Source organism: Variovorax sp. Root411, assembly GCF_001425205.1.
Taxonomy (GTDB): Bacteria; Pseudomonadota; Gammaproteobacteria; order Burkholderiales; family Burkholderiaceae_C; genus Variovorax.
In genome coordinates, this window is record NZ_LMDW01000015.1 from 282,739 (window position 1) to 298,099 (window position 15,361).

Sequence of the window (15,361 nt, forward strand, 5' to 3'; positions counted from 1 at the left end):
TGTGAGAGACCCCTCGTATGTGTCTGCCGTCATTTGGTTTCGAACCGGGTTGCGCCGTCCCAATCCGGGTCTTGCGGGCGCAACGCCATCGAGGCTAAACGCTGGGCGTAGAGCTGGTAAAGGACTTTTTTTGCGTCCGCGGCGAGCAGGGGAGCCAGCAAGTTTCGGCCCACCGCCCAGTCCTGCCGGCGGTAGGCGGCGAGCACTTCGCTCCAGCGGCCGAGCAACGGCTGCGTCTCTTTCGCCGCTTCAGGCGTGTGCGCGGCCAGGGGCGTAAAAACGGCAACGGCTTGTGCCTTGCCCTTGACGAGCACGCTGTCGAGCTCCTGCCAGATGTAGCCGGGCGCCAGCTCGCGTGTTGCGCCGCTGGCGACGATCTCCATTCCGTAGTATCCGCTCAGGCCCTCGAGGCGGGATGCGAGATTGACCGCATCGCCGACCACGGTATAGCTGCGGCGCGCGGTGGAGCCCATGTCGCCCACGCTCATCACGCCGCTGTTGATGCCGATGCCCACGCTGATCTCGGGCCGGCCGCTGGCGCGGTGGATGCGGTTGATGTCGTGCACGGCTTCAGCCATGTCGAGCGCGGCGCGCACGGCGAGGGTGGCGTGGTCGGGCGTGTCGATGGGGGCGCCCCAGAAGGCCATGACGCAGTCGCCCATGTATTTGTCGACGGTGCCGCGGTGGGCGCTGATGACGTTGGTGAGCCGGCTGAAAACGGTGTTGAGAAAGGCCTGCAGCTCGGCCGGCGCCATCTGTTCCGACAGGCGGGTGAAGTCGCGCATGTCGCAGAACATCACGGTCATGGGCTTGCTCTCGGCGCGCATGCTGTAGCGGTCGGGCTGCGCCATCATTTCGTTGACGAGCTGGGGCGGCACGTAGGTGCCGAAGATCCGCACCAGGCCGCGCCGAGCGCGCGATTCGACGAAGTAGCCCCAGCTCATGTTGAGCGCGAAGGCAAGCGCCGTCATCGTCAGCGCCGATGCAAGTGGCAGCACGAGGCCCTGGCTCGCGTACAGCCAGGTGTTGAGGCCGATGAGCACGGCGATCGCTCCGGCGGCCAGCAGCACTGCACGCGGCGCCGACAGCAGCGACAGCCCGAAGGCCAGCACGAGCCCCGTTGCGGCGACCAGCAGCGCCTCGTAGCCCGAGGCGTAGTCGGGCACGCTGAGCAGCCGATGGTCGAGCAGGCCGGAGACGATGTTGGCATGCACTTCCACGCCAGGAAACGCGGCCTCGACGGGTGTGGCGCGCAGGTCTTGCAGGCCCGGGGCGGTGGCGCCCACGAGCACGATCTTGTCCTTCAGTTCGCCCGGCCCGAGCCGGCCTTCGAGCACGTCGGCGGCGGGCACATAGCGGAACGATCCCCCGTCCGCACCGCCGTGGCCCCGAAACGGCACTTGCATGCTGCCCGTTGCGTCGACTGGAATGCGCAGGCGGCCCACTCTCAGCGATTCGAGCTGTGGCTTGGTGCCGCCGGGCGCGAAGGCGGGCTGCACGGGCGGCAATCCGTTCGCGAGGCGGTAGACCGCGAGCCCGAGCGACTCGTAGTAGCCCGGCTGCGCCTGGTTGCCCTCGTAGCGGGCGATGAGCGGCACGCTGCGAATGACGCCATCGCCGGTGGCGCCGACCAGCGTATTCAGGAAACCCGCAATGGGCGCGGCCTGCGCCAGCGTCGGCAGGCTGGCTCCGAAGCCGTTCCAGTTGGTGGCGTAAACGCCGCCCGGGGGGAAGGCTCCCTCCGGCAGCGAGGGGGCAGGAGGCAGCTGTCCCTTGGCGCTCAGCGTGTCGGTCCGCGTGAAGTAGTAGCCCAGCGCCACGCGCTGGCCCTCGAGCGCCGCGGCGAGCGTGGCATCGTGATCGAGCGAGGGTGCAAGCCGTTCGACCTCGGCGGCCAGACCCGGCATCTTGCCCAGCGGCCCGCCGGCGATTTCCCGCAGCCTGTCGAGGCCGGAGCTGCGGTCGGGTTCGAGGAACATGACGTCGAAACCGAGCACGGCGGCCTGCTGGCGGGCCATCAGTTCGGTGGTGAGGCGGGCAATCTTGTCGCGTGCCCAGGGCCATTGCCCCTGGCGTGCGAGGCTGGCGTCGTCGACGTCGACGATCACGATCCGCGCATCGAAGGTGCCCGGCATGGTGGCGCGCAGGCGGATGTCGTAGATCAGCCGGTCAAGGCGTTCGAGCGCGCTCAGCTGCCAGATGCCGGTGGCATGCGCCAGCGCCAGCAGGACCGGCAGCAATGTGATGCCGATTCGCGGCCAGTGACGCCGCAGTTCTCTCACGGTGCGGCACCGGTGCCGGCTTTGCCGCCGCAGGCCGGAAGAAAAAGCGGCTCAGATGCGCACGAACTGCATGCGCGTGGCGCCGCCCAGCTCGAGCACATCTTGCTCTTGCAGCGCGACCGCCTCGGCCCCCAGCTGCTGGCCGTTGAGCATGACGCGTCCTTCGACACCCGCGGCCACGTAGCCCATGCGCCGGCGCGTGACCACCGCCACCGCGACACCGGGCTTGCCGATGGTGGTGACGACCTTCTGCAGCGCGACGTCCTGCCCCTCGTTGGCGCCGGACAGCACGCGCAGCACCGGAACGCCGAGTTCGACGAGGGCGCCCGATTCCGTGGGGGCCGACGACAGAGGCATGGTCCCCGAAGGGAGCTCGGCCGATGCGGTGCGGACCGAGCCGGCGCTGACGGCCAGGTTGCTGCGCGCGCGGAAATGGATGCGGCAGCCGCCGACCTCGACGACATCGTTGTCCTTGAGCGCCTGCTTCTGGATGGCGAGCGCATTGACGTAGGTGCCGTTGGTGCTGTTGAGATCTTCAATTTCGACATCGCCACCGCTCATGTGCAGCACGGCGTGTTCGCCGCTGACCGCCAGATTGTCGATCACGATGTCGTTGTAGGCACGGCGTCCCAGTGTCGTGCGCTCCTTGGCAAGCGCCACTTGCCCGATGACAACGCCATCGACCGAAATGATCATCCTCGGCATTGCCGACCCCCGGTGTCCAAAGCTTGAAAGACGGCAAGCGTATCGGCGCGATGCCGCCTGTGCCTGCTACCTGGCCGTGCGAGGCGCTTGTGCAACGCTCGCGCTGGCCAAGACAACCGAGATGTTGTCCCGTCCGCCATTGTCGTTGGCATTTGAAACCAAAAGTGATACTTTTTTCTGAAGCCCGACATCGTGTCCTAGAAGCGTGAAAAGCTGCTCGTCCGAAACCATCTCGCTGAGCCCGTCGGAGCAAAGCATATAGAGATCGCCCGGTCTTGCGCTGTGTTCGTGCATCTCCAGCAAGACTTGGGCCTCCACGCCCACGGCGCGGGTCACCAGGTTGCGCGTGGGCGAATTCAGGGCTTCCTCGGCGGTGATGGCGCCGGCGTCGAGCTGCTGCTGACGCAGCGAGTGGTCGCGCGTGAGCAGTTCCAGCTTGTTGTTGCGCACGCGGTAGCACCGCGAATCGCCGATGTGGCCGACCACCACGCGCTGCGGGCGGAACGCCGCGAGCACCAGGGTCGTTCCCATGCCCTGCAGTTCGGGGTTGGTCGTGCCGGCATGCAGGATCGAGCCGTTGGCCTCGTCCGTGGCCGCCTGCAGCGCCCGCCGGACCACGCGGGCCGGCGCCTGCATCCCGGCCTGGGCGAACCAGCGGCTGAAGCTGGCGTGCATCAGGGAGACAGCCATGGCGCTCGCCACCTCGCCGCCCTTGTAGCCGCCCATGCCGTCGGCCAAGAGGGCCAGACCGAGGGCGGGGTCCACGTGCACGGCGTCCTCGTTATGGGCACGCGTTCGGCCGACGTCGGTCAGGGAGGCGAACTCCCAGGTCAGCGCAGGGCGAGTGGAGAACAGGGAAACGCCGACACTCGCCATGGTTTGTCAGTACTGACTTTTTGAAAACTCAGTGAGCAGCGGCACGTGCGCGCCGTTGCAGCAAGCGGCCACCGGCCACGACGAACACCGCACCGGCGGCAGCCGCCGCGTAGTGCAGCCAGGGGTTGGCCGCCAGTGTGTCGCGCAGGATCGCGTCCTGCACGATGGTTTCGCCGCCGACCCAGCCGATCAGCGCCGCACCCAGCATGACGATGATCGGGAAGCGTTCCATCAACTTGATCATGAGCGTGCTGCCGAAAATCACCAAGGGAATGCTGATCGCCAGGCCGAGGACCAGCAGGACCATGCTGCCCTGCGCGGCGGCCGCGACGGCAATCACGTTGTCCAGGCTCATCACCAGGTCGGCCAGCAGGATGGTGCGCACGGCGGCCATCATGCTGCCGTATTCCTTGCTTTCTCCTTCGCCATCATCGTCTTCGCTCAGCAGCTGCAGGCCGATCCACAGCAGCAGCAGGCCGCCGATGATCTGCAGGTAAGGCAGCGCGAGCAGCTTGGCCGCCACCACCGTGAGCACGATACGCAGCACCACGGCCGCGCCCGAGCCGAAGAGCACGGCCTTTTTCTGCTGTGCGGGCGGTAACGACCGCGCCGCCATGGCAATCACCACCGCGTTGTCTCCCGACAGGATGATGTTGATCCAGACGATCTTGAGCAGACCGAGCCAGAAGTCTGTGCTTTGAAGAATTTCCATGTCTCTGATCCCACTGTGTTTTATTTGAAAAAAGCGCCCGCAATCGAGTGCGGGCGCTTTTCTGTTTCTGCGTGGTCCTCTCATGACCCGGCTCTGCGGCCGGTGTCGCGGGGCCGTCTCTTAGAGCTGTGCCTTGAGCAGCTTGGCCAGTTCCGAGAAGTTGCGCGTCACGGTGAAGCCGCATTCTTCCATGATGGCGAGCTTGGCATCGGCCGTGTCGGCACCGCCCGAGATCAGCGCACCGGCGTGGCCCATGCGCTTGCCGGGAGGGGCGGTGACACCGGCGATGAAGCCGACGACCGGCTTCTTCATGTGTTCCTTGCACCAACGAGCCGCATCGGCTTCGTCGGGGCCGCCGATTTCGCCGATCATGATGACCGCGTCGGTGTCCGGATCGTCGTTGAAGGCCTTCATCACGTCGATGTGCTTGAGGCCATTGATCGGGTCACCGCCGATGCCGACTGCCGACGATTGGCCCAGGCCGATTTCGGTCAATTGAGCCACGGCTTCGTACGTCAGCGTGCCCGAGCGCGAGACCACGCCGATGCGGCCCTTGCGGTGGATGTGGCCGGGCATGATGCCGATCTTGATTTCGTCGGGCGTGATCAGGCCGGGGCAGTTCGGGCCCAGCAGCAAGGTCTTCTTGCCGCCGGCCGCTTCCTTGGCCTTCATCTTGTTGCGCACTTCGAGCATGTCGCGAACCGGAATGCCTTCGGTGATGCAGATCGCCAGGTCCAGGTCGGCCTCGACGGCTTCCCAGATGGCGGCCGCGGCGCCTGCCGGCGGCACGTAGATCACCGACACGGTGGCGCCGGTTTGCGAAGCGGCTTCCTTCACCGAACCGAAGATCGGGATGTTGAAGATCGACTCGCCGGCCTTCTTCGGGTTCACGCCCGCCACGAAGGCGTTCTTGCCGTTCGCGTATTCCTGGCACTTTTCCGTGTGGAACTGGCCGGTCTTGCCGGTAATGCCTTGCGTGATGACTTTGGTGTCTTTGTTGATGTAGATCGACATGACTTGTTCCTTAGGCCTTCTTGACTGCTGCGACGACCTTCTGGGCCGCGTCCGCCATGGTGTCGGCGCTGATGATCGGCAGGCCCGAATCGGCCAGCAGTTTCTTGCCTTCGACTTCGTTGGTGCCCTTCATGCGCACGACCAGCGGCACTTGCAGGTTCACGGCCTTGCAGGCTGCGATCACGCCGGTGGCGATGGTGTCGCACTTCATGATGCCGCCGAAGATGTTCACGAGGATGGCTTCCACGTTCTTGTTCTTCAGCATGATCTTGAAGGCTTCGGTGACCTTCTCGGGGGTGGCGCCGCCGCCCACGTCCAGGAAGTTGGCCGGCTCGCCGCCGAACAGCTTGATGGTGTCCATGGTGGCCATGGCCAGGCCGGCACCGTTCACCAGGCAGCCGATGTTGCCGTCGAGGCTGATGTAGGCGAGGTCGAACTTCGAGGCTTCGACTTCGGCCGCGTCTTCTTCGTCGAGGTCGCGCAGGGCCACGATTTCGGGGTGGCGGAACAGCGCGTTGCTGTCGAAGTTGAACTTGGCGTCCAGCGCCATGACCTTGCCCTTGCTGTCACGGTTGAGCGGGTTGATCTCGACCAGCGAGGCGTCCGTCTCCATGTAGCAGGTGTAGAGCTTCTTGAGGATGTCGACCGTTTGCGCGGTCGAATCGGCCGGCATGCCGATGCCGTCGGCGATCTGCTTGGCCTGTTCGTCGGTGAGGCCCTTTTCGGGGTCTGCGAACACGGTGATGATCTTCTCGGGCGAGGAGTGGGCCACTTCCTCGATGTCCATGCCGCCTTCGCTCGAAGCGATGAACGCCACCTTCTGGGTGGCGCGGTCGGTCACGGCCGAAATGTAGTATTCCTTGTTGATGTCGGCGCCGTCTTCGATGTACAGGCGGCGGACCTTCTGGCCTTCGGGGCCGGTCTGGTGCGTCTTGAGCTGCATGCCGAGGATTTCGCCGGCGATCCGCTTGACGTCTTCGATGGTCTTGGCGACCTTGACGCCGCCGCCCTTGCCGCGGCCACCCGCGTGGATCTGGGCCTTGACGACCCAGACCGGGCCTCCAAGTTTCTGGGCGGCTTCCACCGCCTCCTGGACCGTGTAGGCCGGGATGCCGCGCGGCACCGGCACGCCGAACTTGGCAAGGATTTCCTTGCCTTGGTACTCGTGAATCTTCATGAGGGATGTCTCTCGGAAGGAGGAGGTTGAGAACAGGAGATCTGGGGTCTGAGGCTTCGTTGGCTCTGTTGCTCGCGGGCGACGGCAGCCTGACGGCTGGGGGCGGCGAACAACCGCGGACTGTATCATGGTGCGCCGCACCAATACCGTACGCGGGTTTGCGGTCAATACGTACTTTCTTCTAGCCACCCGAGCACACTCCATCATGGCCAAGGTTTTCATCGACGGCGAAGCCGGTACCACCGGCCTGCAGATTCGCGAACGGCTCCAGGCGATGCCGCAGATCGAACTCGTGAGCATCGCACCCGAGCTGCGAAAAGACGCCAACGCCAAGCGCGACCTGATGGCCGGTGTCGACCTGGTCGTGCTGTGCCTGCACGACGACGCGGCGCGCGAATCGGTCGCGCTGATCGACCAGCTGCCCGGCAAGAAGCCCAAGATCATCGACGCCTCCACGGCGCACCGCATCGCCCCGGGCTGGGTGTTCGGCTTTCCAGAACTGGTGGAAGGCCACTGGCAGGCCGTGGCCAAGGCCGATCGCGTCGGCAACCCTGGCTGCTACGCCACCGGCGCCATCGCCATGGTGCGTCCGCTAGTCGACGCAGGCATCCTGCCAGCCGATTTCCCGATCTCGCTGCCCTCGGTGAGCGGTTACTCGGGCGGCGGCCGGACCATGATCGAGGCCTACGAAAAGGGCGAGGCCCCGCCGTTCGAGACCTACGCGCTGGGCCTGAAGCACAAGCACATCCCTGAAATCATGATCTACACCGGCCTCACCCGCCGGCCGGTCTTCATTCCGTCGGTGGGCAACTTCAAGCAGGGCATGCTGGTGCAACTGCCGCTGCACCTCGACCTGCTGCCAGGCAAGCCGAAGGCCGGCGACCTGCAGGACGCACTGGCCGCGCACTACGCGCGCAGCAACACGCCCGAGAAATTCGTGAAGGTGCTGCCGCCGACCGAGGACGGCAAGCTCGAGGCCTTGGCGCTCAACGACACCAACGAGCTCGAGATCCGCGTGTTCCCGAACGAAGACCACCGCCATGCCGTGGTGATCGCCCGCCTCGACAACCTCGGCAAGGGCGCCAGCGGCGCCGCAGTGCAGAACCTGAAGCTGATGCTGGCGCTCTGAGCGCCGCGCCTCCTCGTCAGTTCACCAGCCAGAGTCCGACGCCCAGCAGCGCCGCGTGCGCGCCCAGCGCGATGTACAGCGGCTTGCGCGAGGGCGTCGCCATGTCCTGCAGCGTCTCGTGGATGCGGCGCGCGAGCAAGGCACGCAGGGCCGGGTCCTGCGCAGCGCCCTCGCCCACCGGCGGCTCGCCATGCTCGGCGCGGCTTTGCTGCCACTCGGCCAGCATCTCGCTCAGCGGCAGCCGGTCGAGCACGAAGGCCACCACCGAACGCACCGCCCTGCCCTCGCCCAGCAGGGGCGCGAGCTGCTTGGCCAAGGCATCGACCGACAGCCATTCGGCCGCGCGCTGCAGGGTGCCGTGGGCACGCGGCATCGCCTCGATGCGCCCGGCAATCGCGCCACCGAGCAGCTGCGACACGGCCTCCCCTCGCGCCGCGACCAGGTGCTGCATTGCACGCGCGCGGCCCTGCTGCACGCCGAGCATCGCGTAGACCGCCACGAACAGCAGCAACAGAACCGCGACCAGCAGCGGCGGCGAAGTGACGAGCGCGAGGATGGCGCCAGCCCCGCCCGCACGCGCCGCCGTGTTGCCCGGCCCGTGCAGTTGGCCCAGATAGAAGAAGAAAACGCCTCCGCCCAGGATCAGGCCGAGAAGACTGCCCTTGATCACGGAGCCGGCGAAGGAAAGGCCGGCCTTGGCGCCGGTGCGAACGAGAGACGGCTGGCCGATGGGCTCAGATGACACGGAAAAGCTCCTCCGAAAGTTGACGGCCGGTCCTTGTTGTTGGTTGCTGCGCGAGCTGCCGGCGCGCGGCGGATCATGCCATTGGCACTCCACACCATAATCGCGCACCCAATTACACGAGGAGGATTCCATGGCCATCAAATTCCAGAAGCCGACTGCGGCATTCGTTGCCGCTTCCTGGGCCGCACTGCTCATCGGCGCCATCGTCTACCTGATCGGGCTGTGGAACGCCTCCATGCAGCTCAACGAGAAGGGCTACTACTTCACCATCCTGATGTACGGCCTGTTCTCCGCCGTGTCGCTGCAGAAGACCGTGCGCGACCGCCTCGAAGGCATGACCGTGACCGGCATCTACTACGGCCTTTGCTGGATCTCGCTGCTGCTGTCGGTCGCCCTGCTTGCGGTCGGCCTTTTCAATGCCACGCTGGCTGCCAGCGAGAAGGGCTTCTACGCCATGGCATTCCTGCTGAGCCTGTTCGGTGCCGTCGCGGTACAGAAGAACGTGCGCGACATCGCCGCGCACAAGAACGAGATGCCCTCGCTCGACGACGCGCCCGAAGCGAACTGATTCAGCCCTCGGGAAGATTGCGCAGCGTCATTCGCCGGTTTCATCGAAATCGCTCCTGAGCACCTTCGACACGACGGCACCTGAAAAGCCCCGCGCCATCAGGAATCGCATCTGCTTCGCCCGCTCCTTCGCATCGGCGGGTGGGGCGTCGAAGCGGCGGCGCCACAGGGCGGTGGCGCGCTCGACTTCCGTGTCTTGCAAGCCGGCCACCGCTTCTGCAATGGCCTCGGGCGTGATGCCCTTGGCCTGCAGTTCCTGCTTGACCCGCAGTGCGCCCGAGCGGGCCGCGCGCTGGTTCAGCACCGAGGCCACCACGCGCGGTTCGCTGATGAAGTCCTTCGCGGCCAGTTCGTCGAGCGCCTTCGCCAGCGTGCCGGGCTCTTCTTCATGCCTGGCCAGCTTGCGCTCCAACTCTGCGCGCGAATGCTCGCGCTGGCTCAGCAGGCGCAGTGCGCGGCCTTTGAGGGAGGGGGCGCCGAATGCCATTCGAGGGGTCGCTCGCGCGGCCCGCGAAAGGCCGCTTTCGAGAACTTACTCCGCTGCCGCCTTGTCGGCCTTGGGCGCCTTGGCGGGCTTCTCGGCCTTTTCGGGTTCTGCGCCGGCATCGGCGGCCAGCAGCGGGATGCCCAGCGACTCGCGCACCTTGTTCTCGATCTCGCGCGACAGCTCGGGGTTCTCGCGCAGGAACTCGCGGGCGTTGTCTCGGCCCTGGCCGATCTTCTCGCCGTTGTAGGCGTACCAGGCGCCCGACTTGTCGACGATCTTGGCGGTCACGCCCATGTCGATGATTTCGCCTTCGCGGCTGATGCCCTCGCCGAACAGGATGTCGAACTCGGCTGTCTTGAACGGCGGCGACACCTTGTTCTTCACCACCTTCACCTTGGTTTCGTTGCCGATGGCCTCGTCGCCCTTCTTGATGGTGCCGATGCGGCGGATGTCCAGGCGCACCGAGGCGTAGAACTTCAGCGCGTTGCCGCCGGTGGTGGTTTCGGGCGAGCCGAACATCACGCCGATCTTCATGCGGATCTGGTTGATGAAGATGACCATGCAGTTGGTCTTCTTGATGGTGGCGGTGAGCTTGCGCAGTGCCTGGCTCATGAGGCGGGCCTGCAGGCCGGGCAGCGAGTCGCCCATTTCGCCTTCGATTTCGGCCTTGGGCGTGAGCGCGGCGACGGAGTCGATGACGATCAGGTCGACGGCGCCCGAGCGCACCAGCGAATCGACGATTTCGAGCGCCTGCTCGCCGGTGTCGGGCTGGCTGATGAGCAGGTCGGACAGGTTCACGCCGAGCTTCTGGGCGTACTGCACGTCAAGCGCGTGCTCGGCATCGACGAAGGCGCAGGTGCCGGCCTGCTTCTGCATGGCGGCGATGACCTGCAGCGTGAGCGTGGTCTTGCCCGACGATTCAGGGCCGTAGATCTCGATGACGCGGCCGCGCGGCAGGCCGCCGACGCCCAGCGCGATGTCCAGGCCCAGCGAGCCGGTGGAGACCACCTGGATGTCTTCCAGCGCCTCGCCTTCGCCGAGCCGCATGATCGTGCCCTTGCCGAACTGCTTTTCGATCTGGGCCAGTGCGGCCTGGAGGGCCTTGGCCTTTTCACTGTTGGCGACCGAGATGCTTGCGCCTTTGACGACTGCGTCCATGTGGAAACTCCTTGAATATCAACGGTTTGTGTTGGGTTTCAATCCATCTGCTTTTAATTACAGGCTGGATGCTTGAACAGTAGTGTAGGGGTTCATGGATTTGAGTAAACCCATTTTTTGGTCAGTTTGCCTTACCATTTGCGGGCATGTCCGACTCTGTTTTTCCCGCCGCCGACGCTTGGCGCCAGACCCACCTGGGCCGCCTGCTGGGCCACGCGATGCGCCGCTTCGACGAGCGTGTGCTGGAGCTGATGGCACATGACGTCGGCGTGCCGCTGGCCCTGTCGAACCTCGCCGCGCGTGCGCAGGTGAGTGCGGCGCACATCCACATCACGCGCCATCTGGCGCGCGAAGGCTCGCGCCTGACCGAGCTGGCAGAGCGCGCCGGCATGACCAAGCAGGCGATGGGCGCGCTGGTCGACCAGTGCGAGGCCTGGGGGCTGGTGACGCGCGGCCCCGATCCGCTCGACGCGCGGGCACGGCGCGTGCTGTTCACCGCCGATGGCCTGGCCTGGCTCGACGCCTTCCGCAGTGCGGTGACGCAGGCCGAAGGCGAGTTCCGCGGCAGCGTGGGAAACGACATTGCCACCGTGGTAACCATCGGACTCGAAGCCTATACGGCGGGCTAGACTCGGCGAAGAGACATATGTGAACGCGGCGCCGGCGCGGCGCCCGAACCGGCCGGAGGTGGCTCATGCGGATTCTGATTGCCGAAGACGACCAGGTGCTGGCCGATGCCCTGCTGCGCAGCCTGCGCACCTCGGGCGCGGCGGTCGACCACGTGGCGAACGGCTCGCAGGCCGACACCGCCCTCATGACCCACGACGAGTTCGACCTGCTGATCCTCGATCTCGGGTTGCCCAGCCTGCACGGCATCGAGATCCTCAAGCGCCTGCGCGCGCGCGGCTCGCAGCTGCCGGTGCTGGTGCTCACGGCGGCCGACAGCGTGGAAGAACGCGTCAAGGGCCTGGACCACGGCGCCGACGACTACATGGCCAAGCCCTTCAGCCTGCAGGAGCTCGAGGCGCGCGTGCGCGCCCTCACCCGGCGCGGCATGGGCACCACCAGCAACACGATCCGCCACGGCCCGCTGGTCTACGACCAGGCCGGCCGCGTGGCGACCATCGACGGCAAGATGATCGAGCTGTCGGCGCGCGAACTCGGCCTGCTCGAAGTGCTGCTGCAGCGCGCCGGCCGGCTGGTGAGCAAGGACCAGTTGGTCGACCGCCTGTGCGAATGGGGCGAGGAGGTGAGCCTCAACGCCATCGAGGTCTACATCCACCGCCTGCGCAAGAAGATCGAAAAGGGCCCCGTGCGCATCGCGACGGTGCGCGGGCTGGGCTACTGCCTCGAGAAGATCCAGCCCTGATGCCCCTTGCCAAGCGCGAAGCCTGGGGGCGAGCCCGGTGAAGCTTTTCCAGCGCGCGCAGCGCTCCCTGTTCGGCGAGATCCTCGACTGGATGCTCACGCCGCTGCTGTTGCTGGTGCCGGTGAGCATCGGCGTTACGTGGCTGGTGGCGCAGGGCATTGCCAACGCGCCCTTCGACCGTGCGCTCGAACACAACGTGAAGGCCCTGGCCGAGCTGGTGACGGTGAAAGAGGGACACACGCAGTTCGTGCTGTCGCAGTCGGCGCGCGAGATCCTGCGGGCCGACGACACCGGCCACGTGTACTACCAGCTGTTCGACGGGCACGACACGCTGCTGAGCGGCGAGCGCGACATTCCGCTGCCCGGGCTCGACGAGCCGCTGCCGCCCGGCCAGGTGTTCCTGCACAACAGCGACGTGCACGGCAAGCCGGTGCGCGTGGCCTCCCTGTGGATCGCCAGCGGCGACGAGGATGTACCGCCCTCGCTGCTGCAGCTGGCCGAGACGCGCGAGAAGCAGTCGGTGCTTGCGGCCGAGATCATCAAGGGCGTGCTGCTGCCGCAGTTCGCGATCCTGCCACTGGCGGTGCTGCTGATCTGGCTGGCGCTGGTGCGCGGCATCAAGCCGCTGTCGGTGGTGGAGGCGCGCATCCGCGAGCGGCGCCCGGGCGACCTGAGCCCGCTCGACGAATCGTCGGTGCCGCAGGAAGTGGTGCCGCTGGTGTCCTCGGTGAACGAGTTGCTGGACAAGCTCAACGATTCGATCGGCACGCAGAAGCGCTTCCTGGCCGACGCGGCGCACCAGCTGAAGACACCGCTGGCGGGCCTGCGCATGCAGGCCGACCTGGCGCAGCGCGAAGGTGCCAATGCCGACGAGCTGAAGCAGTCGCTCAAGCAGATCGGCCGTGCGAGCAAGCGCGCCACGCACACCGTGAACCAACTGCTCTCGCTGGCCCGCGCCGAGGGCAACAGCGCCAACGCGCACCACCAGCCCTGCGACCTGGCGCGGCTCACCATCGAGGTGGTGCGCGAGGCCGTCCCGCGCGCTATCGAGAAGCGCATCGACCTGGGCTACGACGGCGCCGAGGCCGGGGCGCCCGGTGTGGTGTTCGACGGCAACGCGACGCTGCTGAAGGAACTGGTGCGCAACCTCGTCGACAACGCGATCAACTACACGCCCTCGACGCCGCAGCGCCCGGGCCTGATCACCGTGCGCGTGCTGGCCGACCCCTTCGGCCACGTGCTGCTGCTGCAGGTGGAAGACAACGGCCCCGGCATCGCCGAGAGCGACCGCGAGCTGGTGTTCGAGCCCTTCTACCGCGTGCTCGGCAACGAAGCCGACGGCTCGGGGCTGGGACTTCCGATCGTGCTGGAGATCGCGAACCAGCACCGCGCGCAGGTGAAGCTGGAGGATGCGCATCCCGGCAAGCAGCCGCCGGGCGCGCTGTTCACGGTGCGCTTCGAGAGCGAGACGCCCTCCTGACCCGCTGGATCAGGGCGTCGGCGCCCCGGTTCTCGCTTCCTTGCGGATCTGCAGCCACTCGGGGTGGATCTGTCGCGCCACGCGCTGCGGCTCGCGCTCACTGAGCGCAGCGGGAGCCAGGCCGAAGCCGGCGAGATCGCCGCGCGCCCAAAGGAAATAGCCGGCGTTGGCAATCAGCAGAACGACGAGCAGCAGGCGCAGCTTCATGCGGATCAGAACCCCATGCCGCGAGGGCGAACGCTAACTTCGTCGCTGGAGACCAGCTGCAGGCCGGCGTCGGTGCGCACCTGCAGCTCGCCGCCCCAGGCCACGCCTTCGCACAGCCCGGCGGTGCCGTCGCTGAGCGCCACTTCGCGGCCGCGCAGCACGTCGCGTGCGGCAAAGCGCTCGGCGAACGGCGCGAAGCCCCGGGCTTCGAAGTCGAGCACGCTGCGCACCAGCGGCTCGGCCAGTTCGTGCAGCACCTCGGGCGCAGTGGCCTCGGGGCGCCACTGGCGCAGCCAGGCCGGCGGCGTGCGCATGCCGCCGGCTTCGCGCGCGCCGATGTTGATGCCGATGCCGATCACGAGGTAGCGCGACGCATCCGGCCGGCCGGTGGACGGCAGCGCGGTCTCGATGAGGATGCCGGCCAGCTTGCAGTCGCCGACCCACACGTCGTTGGGCCACTTGAGGCCGATCTTGTGCGCGCCCAAGGGGTCGAGGCTTTCGGCCACGGCAACGCCGACGGCCAGCGACAGGCCCGACCAGTCGGCCGGCGCGAGCGGCAGGCCGAGAGAGAAGGTCAGCGACGCGGGCTCTTCGTTCTGCTGCGCGCTCTGCCAGGGCCGCCCGAGGCGGCCGCGCCCCGCAGTCTGGCGCTCGGCCACGAGCAGCACGGGCTCGACGCGGCCGGCGCGCGCGCGGCGCATCAGCTCGGTGTTGGTGGAATCGATTTCGGCCACGGCCTCGACCGTGAAGCCGGGCAGCAGCGGCGTGACCGCCGCGGCGATCCGGTCTTCGAACCAGTCGGCCGTTGTGCTGCTGCTCATGGTCAGTCCTTGTCGGACTTGTCTTTCTTCGCGGACTTCTTTTCCGCCTTCTTGTCGGCTTTCTTTTCCGCTTTCTTGGCTTCTTTCTTCTCGGCTTTTTTCTTTTCAGCCTTCTTCTTGGCCTTCTTCTTCTTTTTCTTCTGTTCGTCCTCATCCTTGGGCGTCAGCAGCGTGCCGCGGCACTCCTCCGAGCCGCACCAGCAGGGAAATTCGGACAGGAGTTTCGGCGTGTACGGCTCGTCGATGATCAGGCCGTAGTCGTAGTTGAGTTCTTCGCCTGCAGAGATGTTTCGCAGCGCCTTGATATAAACGCGCCCATCGACTTCGTCCGCTTCGCAATTCGGTTCGCACGAGTGATTGATCCAGCGCGCGTCGTTGCCCTTGACGTTGCCGTCGATCACACGCCCGTCGTCGATGTGGAAGTAGAAGGTGTGGTTCGGCTGGGCCGGGTCGTGCGGATGGCGGCGCAGCGCCTCTTTCCAGCTGATGACCTCGCCCTTGTATTCGATCAGCGTCTCGCCTTCGGCCAGGTCCTGCACGGCGAAGACACCGTTGCCGTGGACATCCGAGCGCCGCATCTGGATGCGGCGGCCGGCGGAAAGTGGGGATTTGGAAGGCATCGCCGGAAGTCT

The 15,361-nt window shown here is 66.4% G+C and carries 17 protein-coding genes; 5 read left to right on the top strand and 12 right to left on the bottom strand.

Features of this window, described 5'->3' with window-relative positions:
* Positions 1–29 precede the first annotated feature (29 nt).
* From ASC92_RS15390 to sucC, 6 genes are all read right to left on the bottom strand, one after another.
* Positions 30–2,282: a CHASE2 domain-containing protein gene (locus tag ASC92_RS15390; RefSeq protein WP_056517093.1), complete on the bottom strand. Its 2,253-nt coding sequence runs from the start codon at positions 2,280–2,282 to the stop codon at positions 30–32.
* A 51-nt stretch (positions 2,283–2,333) separates the two neighbouring features.
* Complete coding sequence (locus ASC92_RS15395) at positions 2,334–2,987, bottom strand: FHA domain-containing protein (protein WP_056517096.1); 654 nt, start codon at positions 2,985–2,987, stop codon at positions 2,334–2,336.
* A gap of 66 nt (positions 2,988–3,053) precedes the next feature.
* Positions 3,054–3,863: a Stp1/IreP family PP2C-type Ser/Thr phosphatase gene (locus ASC92_RS15400; protein WP_056517098.1), complete on the bottom strand. Its 810-nt coding sequence runs from the start codon at positions 3,861–3,863 to the stop codon at positions 3,054–3,056.
* Positions 3,864–3,891: 28 nt separating this feature from the next.
* A complete protein-coding gene (locus tag ASC92_RS15405; RefSeq protein ID WP_056517101.1) occupies positions 3,892–4,575 on the bottom strand; it encodes a TerC family protein in 684 nt (227 codons plus the stop codon).
* Positions 4,576–4,695: 120 nt separating this feature from the next.
* The gene (gene sucD / locus ASC92_RS15410; RefSeq protein ID WP_007828710.1) at positions 4,696–5,589 is read right to left on the bottom strand and encodes a succinate--CoA ligase subunit alpha; all 894 of its coding nucleotides are present in this window, start codon (positions 5,587–5,589) and stop codon (positions 4,696–4,698) included.
* A 10-nt stretch (positions 5,590–5,599) separates the two neighbouring features.
* Positions 5,600–6,766: an ADP-forming succinate--CoA ligase subunit beta gene (gene sucC / locus ASC92_RS15415; RefSeq protein WP_056517104.1), complete on the bottom strand. Its 1,167-nt coding sequence runs from the start codon at positions 6,764–6,766 to the stop codon at positions 5,600–5,602.
* A 205-nt stretch (positions 6,767–6,971) separates the two neighbouring features.
* Between sucC and argC the strand changes: the two genes are divergently transcribed.
* Positions 6,972–7,895, top strand: coding sequence for an N-acetyl-gamma-glutamyl-phosphate reductase (argC, locus tag ASC92_RS15420; RefSeq protein ID WP_056517107.1), 924 nt, complete (start codon positions 6,972–6,974; stop codon positions 7,893–7,895).
* A gap of 16 nt (positions 7,896–7,911) precedes the next feature.
* Here argC and ASC92_RS15425 read toward each other — a convergent pair whose 3' ends face one another.
* Positions 7,912–8,640 carry a hypothetical protein gene (locus ASC92_RS15425; protein ID WP_056517110.1) on the bottom strand — a complete coding sequence of 243 codons (729 nt, stop codon included), beginning with the start codon at positions 8,638–8,640 and terminating at the stop codon, positions 7,912–7,914.
* Positions 8,641–8,770: 130 nt separating this feature from the next.
* On the opposite strand from ASC92_RS15425, the gene yiaA reads away from it, so the two are divergent.
* Complete coding sequence (gene yiaA / locus ASC92_RS15430) at positions 8,771–9,208, top strand: inner membrane protein YiaA (RefSeq protein WP_056517112.1); 438 nt, start codon at positions 8,771–8,773, stop codon at positions 9,206–9,208.
* 27 nt (positions 9,209–9,235) lie between these two features.
* On the opposite strand, the gene recX is transcribed toward yiaA, so the two are convergent.
* A complete protein-coding gene (recX, locus tag ASC92_RS15435) occupies positions 9,236–9,694 on the bottom strand; it encodes a recombination regulator RecX (protein WP_056517115.1) in 459 nt (152 codons plus the stop codon).
* A 45-nt stretch (positions 9,695–9,739) separates the two neighbouring features.
* Positions 9,740–10,852 carry a recombinase RecA gene (gene recA, locus ASC92_RS15440; protein ID WP_056517118.1) on the bottom strand — a complete coding sequence of 371 codons (1,113 nt, stop codon included), beginning with the start codon at positions 10,850–10,852 and terminating at the stop codon, positions 9,740–9,742.
* 146 nt (positions 10,853–10,998) lie between these two features.
* On the opposite strand from recA, the gene ASC92_RS15445 reads away from it, so the two are divergent.
* From ASC92_RS15445 to ASC92_RS15455, 3 genes are all read left to right on the top strand, one after another.
* Positions 10,999–11,481 carry a MarR family winged helix-turn-helix transcriptional regulator gene (locus tag ASC92_RS15445; RefSeq protein WP_056517123.1) on the top strand — a complete coding sequence of 161 codons (483 nt, stop codon included), beginning with the start codon at positions 10,999–11,001 and terminating at the stop codon, positions 11,479–11,481.
* Positions 11,482–11,546: 65 nt separating this feature from the next.
* Entirely contained in the window at positions 11,547–12,221 is a 675-nt protein-coding gene (locus ASC92_RS15450; protein WP_056517126.1) for a response regulator transcription factor, read from the top strand.
* A gap of 37 nt (positions 12,222–12,258) precedes the next feature.
* Positions 12,259–13,701 carry a sensor histidine kinase gene (locus tag ASC92_RS15455; RefSeq protein ID WP_056517129.1) on the top strand — a complete coding sequence of 481 codons (1,443 nt, stop codon included), beginning with the start codon at positions 12,259–12,261 and terminating at the stop codon, positions 13,699–13,701.
* 9 nt (positions 13,702–13,710) lie between these two features.
* Here ASC92_RS15455 and ASC92_RS15460 read toward each other — a convergent pair whose 3' ends face one another.
* The 3 genes from ASC92_RS15460 to ASC92_RS15470 are packed head-to-tail and all read right to left on the bottom strand — an operon-like array spanning position 13,711 to position 15,349.
* Positions 13,711–13,908, bottom strand: a complete 198-nt coding sequence (locus ASC92_RS15460) for a hypothetical protein (RefSeq protein WP_007828694.1) — start codon at positions 13,906–13,908, stop codon at positions 13,711–13,713.
* Between the two features lie 5 nt (positions 13,909–13,913).
* A complete protein-coding gene (locus ASC92_RS15465; RefSeq protein ID WP_056517133.1) occupies positions 13,914–14,729 on the bottom strand; it encodes a biotin--[acetyl-CoA-carboxylase] ligase in 816 nt (271 codons plus the stop codon).
* A gap of 2 nt (positions 14,730–14,731) precedes the next feature.
* Positions 14,732–15,349 carry an SET domain-containing protein gene (locus ASC92_RS15470; protein ID WP_056517134.1) on the bottom strand — a complete coding sequence of 206 codons (618 nt, stop codon included), beginning with the start codon at positions 15,347–15,349 and terminating at the stop codon, positions 14,732–14,734.
* Positions 15,350–15,361: the final 12 nt, after the last annotated feature.

What these genes read in the sequence shown, in the direction of transcription:
- ASC92_RS15395 (WP_056517096.1), bottom strand. Translation starts at nt 2,987, where the DNA reads ATGCCGAGGATGATCATTTCGGTCGATGGCGTTGTCATCGGGCAAGTG.
- ASC92_RS15400 (WP_056517098.1), bottom strand. Translation starts at nt 3,863, where the DNA reads ATGGCGAGTGTCGGCGTTTCCCTGTTCTCCACTCGCCCTGCGCTGACC.
- ASC92_RS15405 (WP_056517101.1), bottom strand. Translation starts at nt 4,575, where the DNA reads ATGGAAATTCTTCAAAGCACAGACTTCTGGCTCGGTCTGCTCAAGATC.
- sucD (WP_007828710.1), bottom strand. Translation starts at nt 5,589, where the DNA reads ATGTCGATCTACATCAACAAAGACACCAAAGTCATCACGCAAGGCATT.
- sucC (WP_056517104.1), bottom strand. Translation starts at nt 6,766, where the DNA reads ATGAAGATTCACGAGTACCAAGGCAAGGAAATCCTTGCCAAGTTCGGC.
- argC (WP_056517107.1), top strand. Translation starts at nt 6,972, where the DNA reads ATGGCCAAGGTTTTCATCGACGGCGAAGCCGGTACCACCGGCCTGCAG.
- yiaA (WP_056517112.1), top strand. Translation starts at nt 8,771, where the DNA reads ATGGCCATCAAATTCCAGAAGCCGACTGCGGCATTCGTTGCCGCTTCC.
- recX (WP_056517115.1), bottom strand. Translation starts at nt 9,694, where the DNA reads ATGGCATTCGGCGCCCCCTCCCTCAAAGGCCGCGCACTGCGCCTGCTG.
- recA (WP_056517118.1), bottom strand. Translation starts at nt 10,852, where the DNA reads ATGGACGCAGTCGTCAAAGGCGCAAGCATCTCGGTCGCCAACAGTGAA.
- ASC92_RS15445 (WP_056517123.1), top strand. Translation starts at nt 10,999, where the DNA reads ATGTCCGACTCTGTTTTTCCCGCCGCCGACGCTTGGCGCCAGACCCAC.
- ASC92_RS15450 (WP_056517126.1), top strand. Translation starts at nt 11,547, where the DNA reads ATGCGGATTCTGATTGCCGAAGACGACCAGGTGCTGGCCGATGCCCTG.
- ASC92_RS15460 (WP_007828694.1), bottom strand. Translation starts at nt 13,908, where the DNA reads ATGAAGCTGCGCCTGCTGCTCGTCGTTCTGCTGATTGCCAACGCCGGC.
- ASC92_RS15465 (WP_056517133.1), bottom strand. Translation starts at nt 14,729, where the DNA reads ATGAGCAGCAGCACAACGGCCGACTGGTTCGAAGACCGGATCGCCGCG.
- ASC92_RS15470 (WP_056517134.1), bottom strand. Translation starts at nt 15,349, where the DNA reads ATGCCTTCCAAATCCCCACTTTCCGCCGGCCGCCGCATCCAGATGCGG.